Consider the following 19,120-nt stretch of genomic DNA (forward strand, 5'->3'; position numbering starts at 1 on the left):
ATGAGCGTGGCAGAAAGGTTGTCTGAAAATCTGGATGCGGTGAATGAATACGAACGTGAACCGGTACCAGAAAAAAAGGTTAAAGGCTTTAAGAGTTTTCTTGGCCTTGTATCGGGCGAGCACATCGCCGGAACAGAATTTGTTATAGGGCCGTTGTTTGTTTTGCACGGCACGGCCTGGAGCGATCTGTTTTGGGGTTTGCTTGTAGGCAACATTCTCGCCACGCTAAGCTGGGTGTGCCTGTGCGCACCCACGGCCGTTAAAACCCGGCTTACCATCTATTACCAGTTGGAAAAAATAGCCGGGTTTAATTTGGTCAGTATATTTAATGTATTAAACGGGCTGCTATTTTGCGTGGCCGCGGCCGCCATGATTGGCGTATCCGGCACGGCCATTGGCTACATGCTGGGTGTGGATATGCCCGGGCTCACAGATCTGATGCCGGGCAGCCTTGAGGCCATGGCAATAGTGTTTGTTATTGGCACTGTAATGGCGCTGGTGTCTACCTGGGGTTATGACTTCGTTAGTAAGTTCTCGCTGATTTTCGCCCCCTGGATGCCGTTTATTTTTCTTGGGGCGGGGATAGCAATGTTGCCCCAGCTGGGGTTAACCCAGTGGTCAGACTTCTGGACCATTGCCGAAACCAAAATCTGGACAGGCATTCCCGTTGAGGGCCAATCCAAGTACGGTTTTTGGCATGTATTAATTTTTGCCTGGCTATGTAACAGCGCAATGCATATCGGTTTGTCTGATATGACGATCTACCGCTACGCCAAAAAACCGCACTACGGCATTGCCTCTGCGGCGGGTATGTTTATCGGCCACTTTATGGCGTGGGTTGCCTCGGGCATTTTATGTGCTGTGGCCATTCAGGCGGGCAACAATAACCCAAGCTCCGGTGAAATTGCGGTAATGAGTATTGGTATTGCAGGTGGCATTTGCGTACTGATTGCAGGCTGGACTACCGCCAACCCCACGGTCTATCGCGCAGGCATTGCCGTGCAGGCCCTGTTTCCGAACTCCAAACGCTGGAAAATCACACTGGGCATTGGCCTCTTGGCAACCGCGCTTGCGTGCTTCCCGTGGATTATTTCCAAGCTCGATCAATTTTTAGGCTTTTATGCATTGGTGGCGGCACCGGTTGGTGCGATGGTATTGGCCGATGTCTGGTTGTTTCCAAGGCTTGGGTTGGTGCAAAACTTTGCCGATTTCCGAAAGCTTAAATTCAATTACGCCGTAGCGCTTGCGTGGGTGCTTTCAATCGCGGTGAGCTATGGGCTTTATCTGGCATTCCAGGCGGACTTCTTTTTCTTTATGGCGTTGCCTGCCTGGCTTATTGCGGGCGTGTTGTATGTGGGCTTTGCAAAATTGATGCAAAACGGGCTGCAAGCAAGTACCGCAACGCTGCAAGTGGAGGCCTGAAATATGAACCGTTTACTACCCTTAAAGCTTTTTTCTTATTCTGGCCTTGCCTGTATTTTGATCAGTGCCCTGCTGGTGTTCTACCAGCAGCTTACGCTTGATGAATTCAAATCGTGGGCGCTGGCCGGTACGTTAATCTGGATTGCAACGGCACCTTTTTGGATTAACAAAAAGCCTGTGGAGGGCGCTGAATAACGCAGGCGTCTTTAAAAGTCTACCGGTTTTCAGGCTTAGGCTGCTGTTTACTTTAAAGCCTGCCGTTGCAGATTTCTTAAGCGCCCCTTTAGCGCTGGGCCAATCAATGATACACGGCTTAAAAATGTAAAGGCCTAAAATATGAAAGCCGCAGACAAAGCCCCGGCCTGTTACGCCAAAACAATAATCAGTGAGCGTGAGAGCACCATGAAAATCACATCAATTTTTGTTCAGTCTGTACCGCGCCGCCTGGCACTTGCCTTGGCAGTTGCCAGCGCTGCATCAGCAAGCATTGCCGCTACCGCGCAAGATGCCCGCGCGCCCCAGTATGTACCTGTGCCAGAGGTTACGCGCGATTACATTCGCCGTGCTGCAGAAGGTGATCACCTGGCGCTCGAAGGGGGCCACATGGCACTGGATGGGCATGTTATGCCCTACATGTATTTTCAGCCCCACGAAATATTGTTTTTGGAGCGCCTTGGGCGGCTGCGCCACAAAACCGTGTGGGAGCTCGATGCCATCGCAAGGGTAGATGAGTGGCGCGATGCTTTCATTACCCAGGGGCTACCGGCTGATGCTGTAAAGGCCTCGCCCGGTGAATTGGTGGGGGGGCGCCACTCGCAAATTGGTTATGAATTTACATTGCCCGAGCTTGCACCATCTGCCACGGGGTGGGAGCGATTCTTTACCCTGAAGCCCATGGACATGAGCGTGCCCGGCTGGCCGGAAACCACCATTTATATTAACGGCGAGCCAAAGGCTGCACTGCAGCGCAAACACTTTTATTGGTCGCTCGATAAACTTGTGACCACAAGTGGCCCCCAGCGTATCACCATGAAAAGCTTTGGCGTATTTGAGAGCCCACGCGGCTACCGCCAAGTGGCCGTGGTAGAGCGCGACCCGCTAGCGGATGACCTCTACTGGAAAATGCGCGTGTTGGTTGAGGCAGGCAGCATTTTATCGGATCAATCCGAGGCAGGCAGCCGTATTCGCCCTCTCATAGACAAGGTGGTCGCGCAGGTAAATCTTGAAACGCCCCACACGCCTGTGTATCGCCAGCAATTAAAAGCGGCAATAGCGCTGTTGGATAAAGGCTTTGCCGAGCTTGCCAGCTTGCCAAAAAATGAAGAGCGCCTGCGTGTACTTTTGCATGGCCACCTGGACAGCGCCTGGCGCTGGACGCTCGATCACACAGACGACAAATTGCTGCGGCTTGCACTTAACAACCTCTACTTGATGGATCGCTTTCCCGAGTACCGTTACGTATTTACCACGCCTTTTCACTATGAGCGAATTCAGGCGCTCTACCCAGAAGTATTTGAGCGCATTAAAGCCAAAATCAAAGCCGGTCAGTGGATCGCAAACGGTGCAACCTATGTGGAAACCGATCTCAACTTGCCTGGCGGTGAAAGTGTGGTGCGGCAGTTTTTGTACGGGTTGGATTACTACAAAAACACCCTGGGCGTTGAAAAAAACACCCTGTTTTTACCGGATACCTTCGGCTACCCGCCGTTTTTCCCGCAGGTGGTTAACAGCTTCGGCCTGGATAGCCTGATTGCCATGCGCACCAATACCCCAGAAATAGACAGCAGTATTTATCGCTGGCGGGGGCTTGATGGCAGCGAGCTGTTGGTAAACAGCCTGACCACGCCCGCCTGGGAATACCCCTATGAAGAGGCGATTCACAAGCGCCCCGTTGAAGATGGCGAACGTATCACCACCTATAACGCACCCGATGCCGGGCCACGCCGGCTGGCAGGCACCTGGGAGCAATTTAAAAATAAGGAAGACACCAAGCAACAACTGCTACTGGTTGGCTGGGGCGATGGCGGTGCCGGTGGAACGGAAGATCATGTTGAGTTGATCCGCCGCGTAACCGGCCTGCCGGGGTTCCCGCAGGTGGAGTGGACAACCCTCTACGGGTATGTGCAGGAACAAAACCAGGCCCGAGATAAATTCCCCGTTTACGATGGCAGAATTTTGCCGCGCGACTGGATTCAGCGCACCTTTATGATGGCCAACGGTATTAAGGCGGCCAACCGCGACGTAGAGCAGCGCCTGCAGGAAGCCGAAGCGCTGGCGGTTTATGCCGGAAAAAGTGGCTACCCCTACCCGGCAGATGCGCTTGAGAAATCCTGGAAGACGCTGCTGCTAAATCATTTTCACGACATAGTTACCGGCATGGCGGTGCCCGAAGTATTGGCGCGCGCAGCGCGCGATTTAACCGGGCTTGAGCAATCGGTGAGGGGCATGCGCGACAGCGCGCTAAAGCACATTGTGGCAGAGGCAGGCCTTAAAGAGGCGGGCCTTGTGATCTACAACCCGGCACCCTCTGTGGCAGGCGGGCTTGTGAATTTGGGTAAGGTTGATACGGGCAACAAAGTACTTGTAGATGCAGGCGGTGTGCAAATTTCCACGGCCCCTGATGCAGAAGGTAATCTCTGGGCCGATTTGCCAAAACTTGGGCCGCAACAGTTTATGCATCTGGCTTTACACAACAAGGTACTGCAGAAAGCCGCAAAAAAACCTGCAGATTCTGGCCTGGTTGCAAAAAAATACAGCCTGGAAAACGCACTGGTTAAAATCACTTTTAACAAGTCTGGGCAAATAAGCTCTTATTACGATAAAGCTCAAGCACGCGAGCTGGTGCCGGCGGGGCGCGTGTGGAACCAGTTTATACGGGTAGATCACGCCACCGTAACTGACGATCCTTTCAGTGCCAAAGCAAAGGTTTCTGACGTATTTTCAGATAACCTGCGTGCAGGCCTTACCCTGAATTGGAAAGTAGGTGAGAGCCGCATAGAGCAGCGCGTGTGGCTTGGGCACAATTCTCGCAAGTTACAATTTGATACACAGCTCGACTGGCGAGAGCAACACAGGCTTGAAGTGGATTTCCCGCTTAACCTCAATGCCCGAGTTGCCAATTACGGCATTCCCTTTGGCTACGTGCCCATGGCACGCAGCAACTTTGGCCCTCACGATCACATCCAAACCCCTATCGCAGTGCATGAATGGGCCGATGTATCCGAGGCCGGTTACGGTGTAGCACTCATTAACCGCACGCGCTACGCCTATAACCTTAAATCCGGCGGCCTGCGCATGAACATCGCCTGGGGCCAACGCAAGCACGACTACCAGGAAATGAAAGACCTCAACTGGAGCCTGGATGGCAGTGGCGATGCCGGCGGCATGAACTTCAGTTTTGCAATTTTGCCCCACGAAGGTGATCTGGCTGCCAGCGATGTAATTACCGAGGCCAAGGCGTTTAATCACCCGCTGGTTGTGCACCCCAATCAAGCCGCCACCGAGCCTGGGGTGGGCTTACCTGCACCGCTGATTACAGATCTGCCCGGTAACATTTTATTTCCCACAATCAAGCGGGCTGAATCCGGCCAGGGAACAGTATTGCGCCTTTATGAAACCCAAAACCGGCGCACCTCCTGGCAGGGGCCGGCTGGGGCATCGGTTATCACGATGAATGAAGTGCCTCAAAACGATAGTGCGAACCTGTTTACGCCCTTTGAAATCAAAACGCTGATTGTTAATGATTGAATATGATGCTTGAAGGTAATTGAAGGCGCCAATATCAAAATTGGCGCCTATAAAAACTTGGTCAACCAGTCAAATAAAGGGGGGGGTCAAAATGCCTAAGTACTTGAAGATAAGCACTATTACACTGATTTTGACACTTTTGGTAACAGCGAGCTAAAGGCTAAAATCACATTTCTAAAAATGATTGCAATTGATTTTATATGATTCATAATGGCTGCATGTTGCTTTTTGGGTGAACGCTTCTGAGAGCAGAGAAGGCAGGACAAAGGCAGCAGTCACAAGTTAGAGCATTTAAAATAACTAAAGGTAAGAGATATGCTGAAACACAATGCGTTTAATCGCACCCTCCTATCCACCGCTATCATTGCGGCTATGGCTGGCACCTCCGGCTATGCGCTTGCGCAGGAAGCGCCTGAAGATGAATCTGCACTTGAAGTAATTGAAGTTGTTGGTATTCGTCGCAGCTTAATGCAGTCTGCGGATATCAAACGCGACTCTATGGGCATTACCGACGCCATTTCTGCAGAAGACATGGGTAAATTCCCCGACTCTAACCTGGCGGAATCACTGCAGCGCATCACGGGTGTGTCTATCGACCGAAAAGACGGTGAAGGCAGCAGCATCACCGTACGTGGCCTTGGCCCAGCATTTAACCTAGTGCAGTTGAATGGTCGTCAGTTGGCTTCGGCTGCTGGCAACCGCAGCTTCGATTTCTCTACCATTTCTGCAGACATGATTCGCGGCATTGAGGTATACAAAACCTCTGCTGCTGAGCGTGAAACCGGTGGCATGGGCGCGACTGTCAATGTTAAAACCCTGCGTCCGCTGAATGAGCCAGGTGAGCGTTTGGTGTTGGTGGGTAAAGGTATTTCTGACAATTCTGCAGATGATGCCAGTATCACGCCAGAAATTGCAGGTATCTACTCAACCACCTTTGATGACGACAAGTTTGGTGTGGCTGTATCTTTGAACTACCAGGAGCGGCAGAACGGTCGCAGCGAAGCCAAAGAAGAAGTGTTCTGGATGTCTAACATCTGGGGTGAGGGCGCGCGTCCTGGCTTTGGCTGGATGAACTCTGAAAGTGCTGTAGACAATGACTACCAGGTAAACAAGCCTCAGGATGGTGAACTATACGCGCTGGGCCGTATGGCGGCATTCAATGCTGTTGAACAAGAGCACGAGCGTTTGAACGGCCAGGTGGTTTTTCAGTGGCGCCCAAGCGACAACATCACAACTACTGTTGATTATAACTACTTTAAAAAAGATGTGCAGACTCACACCAATCGCGCATCAATTTGGTATGACTGGGCTGGCCGAAACTCTACTGCAGTTTGGAGCGACGACACCATCAAGGCACCTTTGGTTTACGGTGAAGTCCGGCCGAATGCTGGTTTTGGTGAAACCACTTTCTACGCGCAAGAAGATAACGTGCAGAATGAATTGCAAGCCTTCGGCTTGAATGTTGAGTGGGATGTAAATGATAGTTTGGTTCTAGGCTTTGACGCGAATACTTCAAAGTCCGACATCACGCCAACTGGCGGTACCATGGGTTCGCGCGCGGCAATTGAAATGGCAGCTCTTACCCGTCAGGCAGTGGGTGTTGACTACACTGGCGACATTCCCGCTGTGTACTTGAATAATCCCAACGTAAATCCAGCTGACGTTGTGCCACTGAACCACTTCATTGAAAGCCGTTTTGATGAATCTGAAGTGACTCAGGCCAAGTTTGACGGCACCTGGTCATTAAATGAAGAGCACAGCTTTGACTTTGGTTTGCAGTACAACCAGGTGAGTTACGGCACGGGTGACATCCGCGTTGAACGTAAACGTAAGTACTACGAACAGTTTGTAGGTGACTTTGCAGCCTTTGAAGGTTTTGAAGCATTCAACTTCATGAACCGCTTTGATGCAGATTACGGTGATTTTGAAACAATTGCCCAGCAGTTGCCCAACGGGAATACCCTGAACGACTATGATAACAACGGCAACGTTGTTTCTTCTCATACACTGACAAAAGACAGCCTCTATGCAAGTGCGTTGAAGTTTGATTTGCGTGACATGTATGCCTTCCTTTCTGGTAACCCTGTTTGGGGTCAACACATCCCTGCAGGTGGTCTAGATTCAGCAGCACCTTCTCTAGGTTCGTGCGCTACGGTTTTCTGTGCTTCTAACAAATACGCACAGGGTAACCTGCAAGAAGTTGAGGAAGTTACCAATGTTGCGTTTGTACAGTGGAATTGGTCAAGCGAAGTATTGAGCATGCCTTTCGATATGCACCTAGGCTATCGCTACGAAGAAACTACTGTTGAATCTGCCTCCGCAATTCAGCAGTGGGGTGGTAGTGTATGGAGTACATACAGCCAGGTAGAGCTAATTCCTCAATTGGATTCAGATGGTAACGCCATTATTGGCCTGGGTTCACGTACTGGTGAATACAGCTACGGTTTGCCAAGCTTCAACCTGAACGTAAATGTTACCGAAAACATCATTGTACGTGCTGCATATAGTGAATCAATTGCGCGCCCTAACTACGGTGTGCTGAAAGGTGGTGTACGTATTGGTGCCAAGCAAAACCCTGGCATTGGTAACGGCAGCTCCGGTAACCCAGGTCTTGAGCCACTGGAGTCTGAGAACTACGATGTGTCTGCTGAGTGGTACTACAGCGACGACAGCTACGCATCTATTGCCTACTTCGACAAAAAGATCACCAACTTCGTTGGTGGAAACACCAACGTCAACACCATCCTTGATGGCGTGTACCAGCCAAGCGATGGTCAGTATGCACAAGAAGCAATGGCGGCAGGTATGACATCCACTCAGGAAATCTTCGATTGGATTATTGCCAACCGTGCTGGCTTCCCAGGCGTTGATAGCAGCAGTCAATCTGTGCTGGGTGATGTTGCACGTGACCCTGCGATGGAATTCCGTGTAAACGTTCCTAGCAATGGTGACCTAGTAAATGGTGTTGCTGGTTGGGAATTCAACGTTCAGCACCTGTTTGGCGAGTCTGGTTTTGGTGTGATTGCTAACTACACCATTGTAGATTCCGATTACAGCTACAAAAATGAGGACTTGAGCGGCTCGAACGCGCTGGTTGGTGTAAGCGATACCGCCAACCTTGTTGGCTTCTATGAAAAACACGGTGTTTCTGCCCGCTTGGCCTACAACTGGCGTGACAAGTTCCTCAAGAGCCACAACCAATCGTTTGGTCTTCAGGAGCCGGTGTACGATCGCGCGTTCGGTACGCTAGACCTGAACTTAAGCTACGATATCAACGATAATGCACAGGTGTTCCTGCAAGGTGTAAACATCCTTAATGAAGCTAATGTGAGCGTTGGTCGTGCTGACCACCTAATTCTGAATCATGCTGAAACGGGTGCGCGTTGGACATTGGGCGCTCGTTACCAGCTCTAATTTGATTCATTGTAAATTGATGCTCAATAAGCCCTCTGTATAGAGGGCTTTTTTCTTTGGTTTTTGACGGAATTCTATAGTGCGGTTTCTTAAAGTAGTAATGCTACTGGTAGTAGGTGGCGTTTTATTGGCGAGCTGTAAAGATGATCAGGCGCGAATCGTTGCGCTAGATTGGCAATACTGGGCGCCTGGCGGAGGTGGTGAAATTCAAAGCATCTATTTGGATCCTGCGGTAAAAGATCGCTTTTACGTAATGAGCGATATGGAGGGCTTGTACCGAACGGATGATGGCGGCAAGCACTACTCGCTGCTGGCGGAAGACCTTGCGCAACTGAATGTATTTGGCCTTGCGAGCGACCCAACTAACCCTGATCGCCTGTATTTGGGAACCCATCGCATGGCGCTTTTGTCTGATGATGCGGGTGAAACCTGGAACGCAATTGCTGAAACGCTCACTTACCCCGTGCAGCTTATTGGCGTTAACCCGAATAATTCGAGCCACATAGTGATGGCGCTAAGTTCGCCAGACATTACCGACCTCAATGACCAGCCCAAGCAGGTACCTGAATACGCAACAGGAGAAAAACACCCAGGGCTCGTGTTTGTATCAACTGATAGCGGTAAAACATTTACTAAGCACTATTACGATCAGGCGTTGCTAAAAGAAAAAAACGCCTGGGACTTGGTGTTCGATTCTGTTCACGATCTCGTTTATTTGGCCACCGAGCGCGGCTTGTATCACTCGCGTGATGGCGGCAAACAATGGGCGGCGGTTGCCGCACCCGAGGGCTTTAGTGCCGCGTTGGGTTTTGCACTCTCTCCGGCCGGTGATTTTGCCTTTGCCATTTTTGCCAAAGATGAAAAAATCTCAACGGTGTTTACTACCCGCGCTAAGGCCTTGGCCAACGGTACGCCCACTTGGGTGCAGGTTGATCAATTGTACCAACCTAACCGCAAAGGTGAGCCCGAACGCTTGGCGCAGCCCGGTGAAACCCGGGTGGAGTTTGATGGCGAAACCTATACCAACCCGGGCCAGCGCTACGCACGCCTGAAGGTAGACCCGCGCAGCCAAAGTGCTGAGTTCGGGCTGGCAAACACCGTGAGGCTGCTTATGGGTAAAACCATGAAACACCACAACAGCTCGCTTTTTTACTCAACCTTTGATGTAAGCCAAGGTGTGCCATCGCGCGGCAATTGGCAGCGCATCTATTACGAGGGCGGTAAAAAAGGGTGGGGTACCACCCAGGGTTCAGATAATTATGTTCAGGTAGACAGCTTCGATTTCGTACCCATTGCCTGGGGCCGCAACAACGAAATTATTCTTGAAAACGGCCACGGTATTAGCCTGCTGGATATAACTGCACCGGGGTTTCCAAAGCAGGGCGCTGAAACCATGCTTTACCAAACGCCCGTAACCGAAAATAACGGCGCCGCTCCCCATACTACCTGGGCCAATCGTGGTTTCGTAAATACCTACAACGGTGATTTTGCAACCAGTAAAAACTATTTTGTTGCCGCGCTCAGTGATCAGGGCCTGCATGAAAGTTGGGATTACGGTAAAAGCTGGATTCGCGATCTGCGCCCGATTCCGCAAATTACGGCCTCTAAATCTGTAGAAATTCTTGAAACAGACCCGCCCATTGTGGTGTTGGGCACGGGTTACGGCTATGGCGCAAGCGACATACCCATGGGGCTTTATGCCAAAGCGCTGGTGCATCACTCGCCCAAAGATACGTGGGTGCATCTGGCCGGCGGCATTGCAGAGTGGAACGGAGAGGGCAGTGAAAATGCCAACGGCTTGCCCTCGGTGCCAGAGGCGTTGCGCGTGCACGGCCACCCGGATGCCTGGGATTACCGCATATGGGCTATGGCTGCCGACAGCCAATCGCCGGGGCGCCTGTTTGTTGGTTTCAAAGGCCGCGGCATTTATGTTTGCGACGATGTGGGCGCCTTGTTGCGTGGTGACGGTGCAGGTTTCAGGCAATTGGATTTGGGCGAGGTTGAACTCCCGAAAACTGCGCTGGTTGCACACCCGCTAAAAGAAAATACCATTTTCTACCCCACGGCGAGCAGCTTGTACCGCTACCAAAATGGCCAGGTGGAAAAGGTGCAAACCTTCACGGGGCTAATTGAAGACGTGCACGCCTGGCAGCATCAGGGCAAAACGCTTTTGGCAGTGGCCGCGCAAACCCCGGCCGATGCCAGCCACAATACATATGTGAGTGCTGATGAAGGCAAAACCTGGCACACAGTGCTGGATAGAGCCGCAATGCGAAAGGCCGGTGTGCCGAGCTTCTTCGAAACCCCGGCCTACCCACGCAATGATCCGCTCATGCCCTTTATGGGTGGCTTTGCGGGGCTTGAAAACTGGTTAATTGTGCCGGTGGGTTCTATTCGCAACAGCATTGGTGTGTATGCCCTTGAATTGAACCTCAACAACCTTTCGGATGTGCGGGTGACAAATGTGGCCGGCACTGGCGCCAATCGCCACGGCTATACGCGCGTAAATGAAGGGGAGGTGCGCTGGATAAAGGGCAAGCCCTGGCTGGTGCACAGCACCCGTGGTGCAGGAGTGGTAGCCGCAGACTTATCGCCCTTGTTGGCGCGGGGAGCCGAATAATGGACATCGCCTTCCTGTGCCCCTTGTGGGGTTCTGAGCAGCTGCCCTTTGAAACCTTTTTGGCCAATGCAAAGCACGCGGGGTATGAAGGCGTTGAAGTGGCGTTTCCGAAAGATCCTGTTCAATGTGCAGAGATGGTAGCGGCCATAAAGCACTACAACCTCGTTTTTGTGGCGCAGCATTGGGACACGCTAACCACAGATTTTACCGAGCACCAGCGCGCCTACTTGGCGCGCTTATCGCAGCTTGCAGAAACTGGCCCATTGTTTGTTAACTCCCACTCCGGGCGCGATCACTTCAGCTTCGAACAAAATAAAGCGCTGTTGGACGCGGCCGAAGCCTTATCGCAATCGCTGGGTTTGCCCATTTATCATGAAACACACCGGGGCCGCTTTAACTTTGCGGCCCATGTTACTCAGCAATTTTTACAGGCCATGCCCGGCTTGCAGTTAACGGCAGATTTCAGCCATTGGTGCTGTGTGGCCGAATCATTATTGGAAGACCAGCAAGAGGCTGTGAATGCAGCCATTGCGCGGAGTTTTCACGTGCATTGCCGTGTGGGCCACAGCCAGGGTGCGCAGGTGGTAGCTACCGGGTTGCCAGAATATGCCGAAGCCCTTGAGCGGCACCTTGGCTGGTGGGTGGCCATTGCACAAGCAGCCCTTGCCCGTGGGCAAAGGTTACTGACTTTCACCGCCGAGTTTGGGCCTGCGCCCTATATGCTGCCCAACCCTGCAACGGGTGCGCCCATTGCAAATCAGTGGGCGCAAAATGTAGATATTATGCGCCGTGTGCGTGCTCGCGTTCAGCAAACGTTAGCAAAATCTCCCGTTGGTAGCGCTGCCCGGGGCTAACCAGCGGGCTTGGAAATTCAGGCCGGTTTACGGCGTTGGGGTAGCCTTGGGCCTCCAGGCACACGCCGCTAAACGGGCTGAATTCTCCGCTCAAATGGCCTGCGGTGTATAACAATATGCCGGGCTGGTTGGTGTGTAGTGTCATTTTCAGCTTATTGCCAAGCAGCACCGCCGCTGGCTGCAGTTGCGCCTTTGGCAACCCGCATTGCTCGCTTTTGGCTAGCGGGAAGTAATGATCAAAACCGTGTGCATCTACCCGCTTTTTTTGGCGCCAGCGCTCGATGTGCTGGCCGATGTTGTGATCAAAACTCAAGTTCAATTCATTTAATGGCAGTGCCTTGCCGGTGGGTAAGTCTGCGTGTTTCTCCAGCACCTCCTGTGCGCGCAGGCTTAATCGCAGGTTGCGGCAGTCGGGCTCGCCAAGCGTGAAGTAAGCGTGATGGGTGAGATCTATGGGTGTGGTGGCATCGGTGGTGGCACTCAAGGTGATGCGCATTTGATTGCCTTCAAGCAGCGCGTAGTGCACTTGCGCATGAACCCGCCCCGGAAAGCCCTGATCGCCATCGGGCGAGTGAATTTCAAACCCGGCCTCGCACGCCCCGCGCTCTGCGGTGGCCCAACTTTGGTTGCTGAAATTGCGCGCGCCGCCGTGCAATGTGTGTTCACCTAAATTGCGTGAAAGCGCATATTGGCGCCCCCCCAAACTGAATGTAGCGCCACCAATGCGGTTGGCAACCCGCCCGCATACAGCATTTACCGCGTAGATATCTTCAAGCCAAAGCGCTGCACTGGGGTAGGCAAGCAGTAGGGGTTGATCGTCGAAGTAGAGCTGCAACAAGCGCGCGCCGTGAGCACTTACTTCGGCCCGGAGCCGCCCGTGCTCTAGTGTGTGATAACCGGGCAGGCTTCCAAGGGGGGTGGATTGCGAGCAAAATTTTGTGGCTGTCATTGCTAACTTCCTGTTGTTATTGATTGAAATTATAATTATCATGATCGCAAATGACTAATAATGATTTGTAAGCGCCGCTACCGTTCGGCCGCTTACGTAGGGGGGGGCAGGCAATGCAGCCGCGGGATTATCGTCTCACAGGCCCAGAGGGCGCGCACGCGCAACAGCGTGGCCTTGCTGATGCACGCTGGTATCAAAGCCCGGTAAACAAAGCCGCCATGCGCGCACTGCTGGTGCGCCGCAATTGGCCTGCCCTGCGCGATACATGCATTTGGTTTGCGCTGCTTGGCGCCTCAGGTTACGCCATGTATGCCACCTGGGGTACGGCGTGGTTCCCGCTGCCTTTTCTGGTTTATGCGGTGCTCTATGCATCTGTTTCAGACTCCCGTTGGCACGAGTGCAGCCACGGCACAGCCTTTAAATCTGATTGGCTTAACATCCTGGTTTACGAAATTTCCTCGTTTCTGGTATTTCGTGAATCCACCACATGGCGCTGGAGCCACGTGCGCCACCACACAGATACCATCATCGTGGGGCGCGATCCGGAAATTGCGAGCCCGCGCCCGGTAAGCCTGTGGCAAATGGTGTTGTCTTTTTTTAAGCCGCAAGCCATGTGGGCCGAAGCCAAGCGCATTGTGTTACATGCGTTTGGCGGGCGCGATTCGCAAGCAGCCACCTATGTACCTGAAAGCGAGTGGCCAAAAATTCACTGGAAGGCGCGTATTTACCTGCTGATTTATTGCAGCGTGATTGCCCTGGCAGTGGCTGGCCAAAGCTTGTTGCCGCTGATGTACGTGGGCATGCCTACCGTATTTGGTTCATGGCTGATCAGCATTTACGGCTACACCCAACATGCAGGGCTTGCTGAAGATGTAACAGACCATCGCCGCAACAGCCGTACGGTGTACATGAATTTCCTTAACCGTTTTCTCTACTGGAACATGAATTACCATGTAGAGCACCACATGTACCCATTGGTGCCCTACCACGCGCTGCCAAAATTGCATGCCCTTATTAAAGACGATTGCCCGCCAGCCTACCCGGGCCTGTGGGCTGCCTGGAAAGAAATTATTACTGCGTGGCGCCGCCAAGCGAAAGATCCGGCGTTTTACATAGAACGCCCGCTGCCAAATTCAGATGCCACCTATGAGCGTGCAACTGCATCGGTAAAAGCTGCAGATGCGCAAGGCTTTGTGGACATCAGCGAAGCCCGCACACTTGCCCCTGAAGACGTTATGCGCGTAGATGTGGGCGGCCATACCTTTGCCGTATACCGCACCGCCAATGGCGAGCTTGCCGCCACAGAAGGCATATGTACCCACGGCAATGCACATCTGGCCAATGGCTTAGTGCTGGGTGATGAAATCGAATGCCCAAAGCACAACGGCCGCTTTAATGTGCACGATGGCAGCGCCAGGCGTGCACCGGCGTGCGTGGCACTTGAACGCTACGCCATAGAATCGCGTGCAGAGGGGCTGTTTTTAAACACCCGGCCGCTGCCCCGCACAGATGCAATAAAACGTTGGGCGCTGCGTGTTGTGGCAGTTAAGAATTTGTCTACCTTTATTCGTGAAATAGAGCTCGCGCCCGAACAGCTTACCCCGCAGTTTACCTATAAGCCGGGCGACTACCTGCGGCTGTGCATACCCGCCTATGAGGCGCGCAGCCTGTATCTTGCAGTGCCCACCGTATCGCAAGCCGCCACCTGGGAGGCGCTAGGCTTAACGCACGCCAAGGCCTGCAATGTGCAGCCCTGCATGAGAAATTACTCGCTTGCAACTAACCCTGTTAAAGATGAAACCCTAAAGCTTAATGTGCGGCTTGCTTTCAATGGCGCAGACGAACAGACCATGCACCTGGGTGTGGGCTCGGCTTACATGTACAGCCTAAAACCCGGTGATGTGGTTGAGGCAATGGGCCCGCAGGGTGATTTCCGAATCAAGCCTGCCAACACAGATATGGTTTACTTAGGGGGCGGTGCCGGTATGGCGCCACTAAAATCGCACCTTTCGTTTTTGCTGGAAACCGAAAAAACCGCCCGCTCCATCAGTTTTTGGTATGGCGCACGTAATCGTCACGAAGCGCTGTACAGGGAATACTTTGAAAACCTGGCAAAACAGCACCAAAACTTCACCTTCAACCTTGTGCTTTCCGAGCCGCAAGATGAAGAAGATAAACAGCTCAACATCGGTTTTGTGCATCAGGCAATGTACGATCAATTTTTAAAAGGTGCCGCCAACTCGCGCGCATTTGAATACTACCTCTGCGGCCCCCCGCCAATGATGGCCGCTGCCCGCACTATGCTGAAAAAGCATGGCGTGCCAGATAAGCAGGTAGCCTTCGACGAATTCTAGATGCCTCGTGTTCATGCTTAGGGTTTTCTCTCGGCCCTCGTTTTAGCCGCCCCTTGGGGCGGTTTTTTTATGGCCGGCCAGGTAGAAGGGCATAGCTCTGGGCTAACGCTTTAGGGGGGGAGTGCCTTTTATGTTGCGGGGTGAGGGTATGTTCAGCTTGGCTAAATAAATATGCGAGTCTATATATGGCTGGCTAATTTTTGTGCATGTCTAAATATGGACTGCAGTTAAGGTCATGCGCTAGCCATTAGCCATATCTAGACAATAAGGTGCCATATGTAGACATATTAGCAGCCAAATATAGACACATTTGAAAAATGTTGTGGCATTATTTGGAAGCGCGATCGTTGGTGCCTAAATGTGGACATATACGATCTATATATAGACACGGTGCGTCTAGATTTAGACTCGCCATTGAATAAGCTGTTATGCGGAAATAGAGCGAATGAGAAGGTGGAAGATCGAGCAAGTCCAGATGAGATTTGTTCGCTCGTTTCTCTGGTAGAGTACGAATAATATTGGGTGGACTTGTTAGCTTGGGCTGAGCCGGTATTAAAATTTCCTGCCAGTTTCAGGGCCATCAACATGCTGCGCAAGTTGCTTGCGGTATGTTCGCTCAAAACCAACGCAGTTTCGTTGCCCGCCCAACTTCAGCTTCGCACATGTTGGGCTAGTACACTGCCAAATTAATCAAAGTGCGGGTATCTGCTTTCTACCTTCTGGCCTTTTTACGTAATTCAAAGCTGGTCAAGGTTGTTCTAGCAGGTTCGCATAACAAGCCAAAGCAGCAAGGGCCTGCGGCCGGGACGCGCTAAACGCGCGCCCCTGTTTGCGGCGTTAAGTATATCGGTAGAAATGAAAATTCCGACGGAAGAAGATAAGCTTCTAGCAAAGAAGGCCAACGAATTAGCAAAGAAAATTTCTGCTGGAGACAAAGATGCAAAGGTGCAGCTAGTTAATATCATCCAAACAAATTGGTATGTAGCTAAACTGGTGGCTCGATTAAGAAAAAAAGCAAGTAGGCTGAATATGAAATGTCCAAAGTATAAAAAGCGGAGCAAGGTTAGGCTTCAGGGCAGTGTAATGCATGGACTGGCCGGGCATACCAGTAGCAAAAACTGGAAAAAAACAAAATAATACTTAACAAGCAAAGGCAAGCCGACGCGCAAAATGCGCGCGCGGTTGCTTTGGGCGTTATGCGGAAAAGCGAAACACTGAGAATGATGGCGAACAAATTACTTCGTAGTCATGATCAGCGCGGTGTCAAAGTGAAGTGGCTCAAAGTAGTAAGAATGCAAATGGAATTGATTAGGCTAGCCCATTGTTGGTAATTTCGTAGTCAAGAAAATCTTGGTACCAAAGATCAGTCTAAGAAAATAGTGTTGTATGCTCACATTTTCTAAGTGTATTTTCTTGCTCTGCTAGGTAGTGGCAATGTTGGTAGAAAAATAGTGGGCCAAAAGTAAATTAATATTAACAAAGGGCGGTGCGTAACTAGGTCGCGCATAACAAGCGGTTCTAGGGTCGCCGCAAAAAACGCGGCTGGGACGGCCTACGCTGACGCTCCGGCCGCCCCTAAACCGGGCGTTATGCGGAAAAGCGAAATCCTGAGTTTGGTTGCGCAACAAGCACTTCGTAGCGATGATCGGCAGGGCATCAAAGTAGGGTGCCTCCAAGTAGTACGGATCAAATCAAGATTGATTAGTGGCGTCCATCGCTGGTAACTTCGTAGTCAAGAAAAGTTTGGCGTCAAAGCGAACTCTTTGAAATAAACATTGTTGTAAACTCCGTTTTCTTAAGGGGTTTTTCTCGCACTGCGAAGTATTAGCGATGTTGGTTCAAGAATAATCGGCCTGTAAGTTGGGCAAAATAAACAAAGGGCGGTGCGTAACTAGGTCGCGCATAACAAGCGGTTCTAGTCACCGCACAAAAAACGTGCGGCTGGGACGGCCTACGCTGACGCTCCGGCCGCCCCTAAACCGGGCGTTATATTTACCAAGGAAGTCCAGTGGTCATTACCAGAATAAGTTTATTAATTACTTTACTGTTTAGTCTCAATGTTTATTCCGAAGAAACAACGTCTTGTCTTGAAACGGCAATGAGTCAGCGAGATATGAATCAATGTGCAGGAATTGATTACAAAAAAGCTGAGTTCGAAATGCATCGAGTAATTAAAGAGATTCGAAGGCTATATAAAGGTGAGGTGAAATTTTTAACCAACCTAGAGAAATCGCAACAAAACTGGGAAACTCAACTTGAGTTAGATCTGGATTTGAAATACCCAAAAGCAGATGAGCCCATGTATTACGGAAGTGTTTTTCCAATGTGTTACTCTGGTTATAAAACAAGACTTACGCTTCAACGAATTGCCTTTTTGAAAGAGTGGTTAAAGGGTAGTACAGAGGGTGAGGTTTGTTCTGGTTCAGTAATGCACGAATACTATTTAAAGAATGGCAAAGGGTAAATATAACAAGCTGTTCAAGCGGGACAAATTACAGTTGGCTGGTTCCGCTTCGCTTCACATTTTAGCCAACTACAATTTGCCCCTTAACAGGGCGTTATGCGGAAAAGCGAAATCCGGAGTTTGGTTGTGCAACAAGCACTTCGTAGTGATGATCGGCAGGGCATCAAAGCAGGGTGCCTCCAAGTAGTACGGATAAAATCAAGATTGATTAGTGGCGCCCATCGCTGGTAACTTCGTAGTCAAGAAAAGTTTGGCGTCAAAGAGAACTCTTTTTAAAAAATATTGTTTTAAGGCCACCTTTATTAGGGGCTTTTCTTGCGCTGCCAGGTTTTGGCGGTGTTGGTTAAAGAATAATGTGCCTGTAAATTGGGCAAAATAAACGAAGGGCGGTGCGTAACTAGGTCGCGCATAACAAGCGGTTCTAGGGTCGCCGCAAAAAACGCGGCTGGGACGGCCTACGCTGACGCTCCGGCCGCCCCTAAACCGGGCGTTAAGGCACCTATGAATCGAGCAATATTCATATTATCGATCCCACTACTTCTAGCTGCGGTATCAAGGGCTTGGTGGGTTGATTACGTCTATGAGCCACTATCCGAGACTGAGAAATATGGCTCTGAATTTAGTGCCGTCGAGATCTACACGTGTGAAAGTGATAGATACTTCACGCATGAACAATGTAAAGGAATCCAAATTAATGGCGGTAAATTTTCAGTGGTATCAGATCTTAACAACGATGGGGTAAAGGAGCTTTGGTCTGTAGGGGTTGCAAGGTACAAATCTGGCAAGTATCCCTACGCGAATGTCGTTGTTGTATCTGATCCAGTTAGCAAAACAATTCAACAGGTTCTAACTGTTGAACTGAAATCTCCAGGGTTTGCTATATTCTTTGGAAAAGAAAATGAATTGTCCCTGTTTTTCTGCATGGAGTGTGGCAGCTATGCTGATATACAATGGAAAAACAATAAATGGGCTTTGGTTTGGCCAGAGCCGTATGGGTAAATGCCTTAACAAGGCCATCAAAAATCGCTCCACTTCGTTCCGCTGGACCTCCTTACGCTGCGCTCCAGTCGGCCCTTTATGGCGGCGTTATGCGGAAAAGCGAAATCCGGAGATTAGTGGCGCACCTAGTACTTCGTAGCGATGATCAGTAGGACATCAAAGTAGGGTGCCTCCAAGTAGTACGGATAAAATCAAGATTGATTAGTGGCGCCCATCGCTGGTAACTTCGTAGTCAAGAAAAGTTTGGGGTCAAAGCGAACTCTTTGAAAAAACATTGTTGTAAACTCCGTTTTCTTA

11 protein-coding genes are annotated in these 19,120 nt (G+C 51.0%); 10 read left to right on the forward strand and 1 reads right to left on the reverse strand.

Features of this window, described 5'->3' with window-relative positions:
* From L1F30_RS01955 to L1F30_RS01980, 6 genes are all read left to right on the forward strand, one after another.
* The gene (locus L1F30_RS01955; RefSeq protein ID WP_253358715.1) at positions 1–1,422 is read left to right on the forward strand and encodes a cytosine permease; all 1,422 of its coding nucleotides are present in this window, start codon (positions 1–3) and stop codon (positions 1,420–1,422) included.
* Positions 1,423–1,425: 3 nt separating this feature from the next.
* A complete protein-coding gene (locus L1F30_RS01960) occupies positions 1,426–1,617 on the forward strand; it encodes a hypothetical protein (RefSeq protein ID WP_253358716.1) in 192 nt (63 codons plus the stop codon).
* Positions 1,618–1,824: 207 nt separating this feature from the next.
* Complete coding sequence (locus L1F30_RS01965) at positions 1,825–5,169, forward strand: glycoside hydrolase family 38 C-terminal domain-containing protein (RefSeq protein ID WP_253358718.1); 3,345 nt, start codon at positions 1,825–1,827, stop codon at positions 5,167–5,169.
* Positions 5,170–5,484: 315 nt separating this feature from the next.
* Positions 5,485–8,583, forward strand: coding sequence for a TonB-dependent receptor (locus tag L1F30_RS01970; protein ID WP_253358720.1), 3,099 nt, complete (start codon positions 5,485–5,487; stop codon positions 8,581–8,583).
* A gap of 79 nt (positions 8,584–8,662) precedes the next feature.
* Positions 8,663–11,203 carry a hypothetical protein gene (locus L1F30_RS01975; RefSeq protein ID WP_253358722.1) on the forward strand — a complete coding sequence of 847 codons (2,541 nt, stop codon included), beginning with the start codon at positions 8,663–8,665 and terminating at the stop codon, positions 11,201–11,203.
* Complete coding sequence (locus L1F30_RS01980) at positions 11,203–12,057, forward strand: sugar phosphate isomerase/epimerase (protein WP_253358723.1); 855 nt, start codon at positions 11,203–11,205, stop codon at positions 12,055–12,057. The genes L1F30_RS01975 and L1F30_RS01980 overlap by 1 nt, the downstream gene beginning before the upstream one ends.
* On the opposite strand, the gene L1F30_RS01985 is transcribed toward L1F30_RS01980, so the two are convergent.
* On the reverse strand, positions 11,984–13,006 hold the full coding sequence (locus L1F30_RS01985; protein WP_253358725.1) for an aldose epimerase family protein: 1,023 nt from the start codon (positions 13,004–13,006) through the stop codon (positions 11,984–11,986). The genes L1F30_RS01980 and L1F30_RS01985 overlap by 74 nt on opposite strands.
* A gap of 113 nt (positions 13,007–13,119) precedes the next feature.
* Between L1F30_RS01985 and L1F30_RS01990 the strand changes: the two genes are divergently transcribed.
* The 4 genes from L1F30_RS01990 (at position 13,120) to L1F30_RS02005 (ending at position 18,823) form a co-directional block, all read left to right on the forward strand.
* On the forward strand, positions 13,120–15,360 hold the full coding sequence (locus L1F30_RS01990) for a fatty acid desaturase (RefSeq protein WP_253358727.1): 2,241 nt from the start codon (positions 13,120–13,122) through the stop codon (positions 15,358–15,360).
* Between the two features lie 855 nt (positions 15,361–16,215).
* Entirely contained in the window at positions 16,216–16,497 is a 282-nt protein-coding gene (locus L1F30_RS01995) for a hypothetical protein (protein WP_253358729.1), read from the forward strand.
* An 871-nt stretch (positions 16,498–17,368) separates the two neighbouring features.
* Complete coding sequence (locus tag L1F30_RS02000; RefSeq protein ID WP_253358731.1) at positions 17,369–17,824, forward strand: lysozyme inhibitor LprI family protein; 456 nt, start codon at positions 17,369–17,371, stop codon at positions 17,822–17,824.
* A gap of 501 nt (positions 17,825–18,325) precedes the next feature.
* Positions 18,326–18,823, forward strand: coding sequence for a hypothetical protein (locus tag L1F30_RS02005; protein ID WP_253358733.1), 498 nt, complete (start codon positions 18,326–18,328; stop codon positions 18,821–18,823).
* Positions 18,824–19,120: the final 297 nt, after the last annotated feature.

It is taken from the genome of Simiduia sp. 21SJ11W-1 (genome assembly GCF_024138675.1).
In the GTDB taxonomy this organism is placed as follows: Bacteria; Pseudomonadota; Gammaproteobacteria; order Pseudomonadales; family Cellvibrionaceae; genus Simiduia.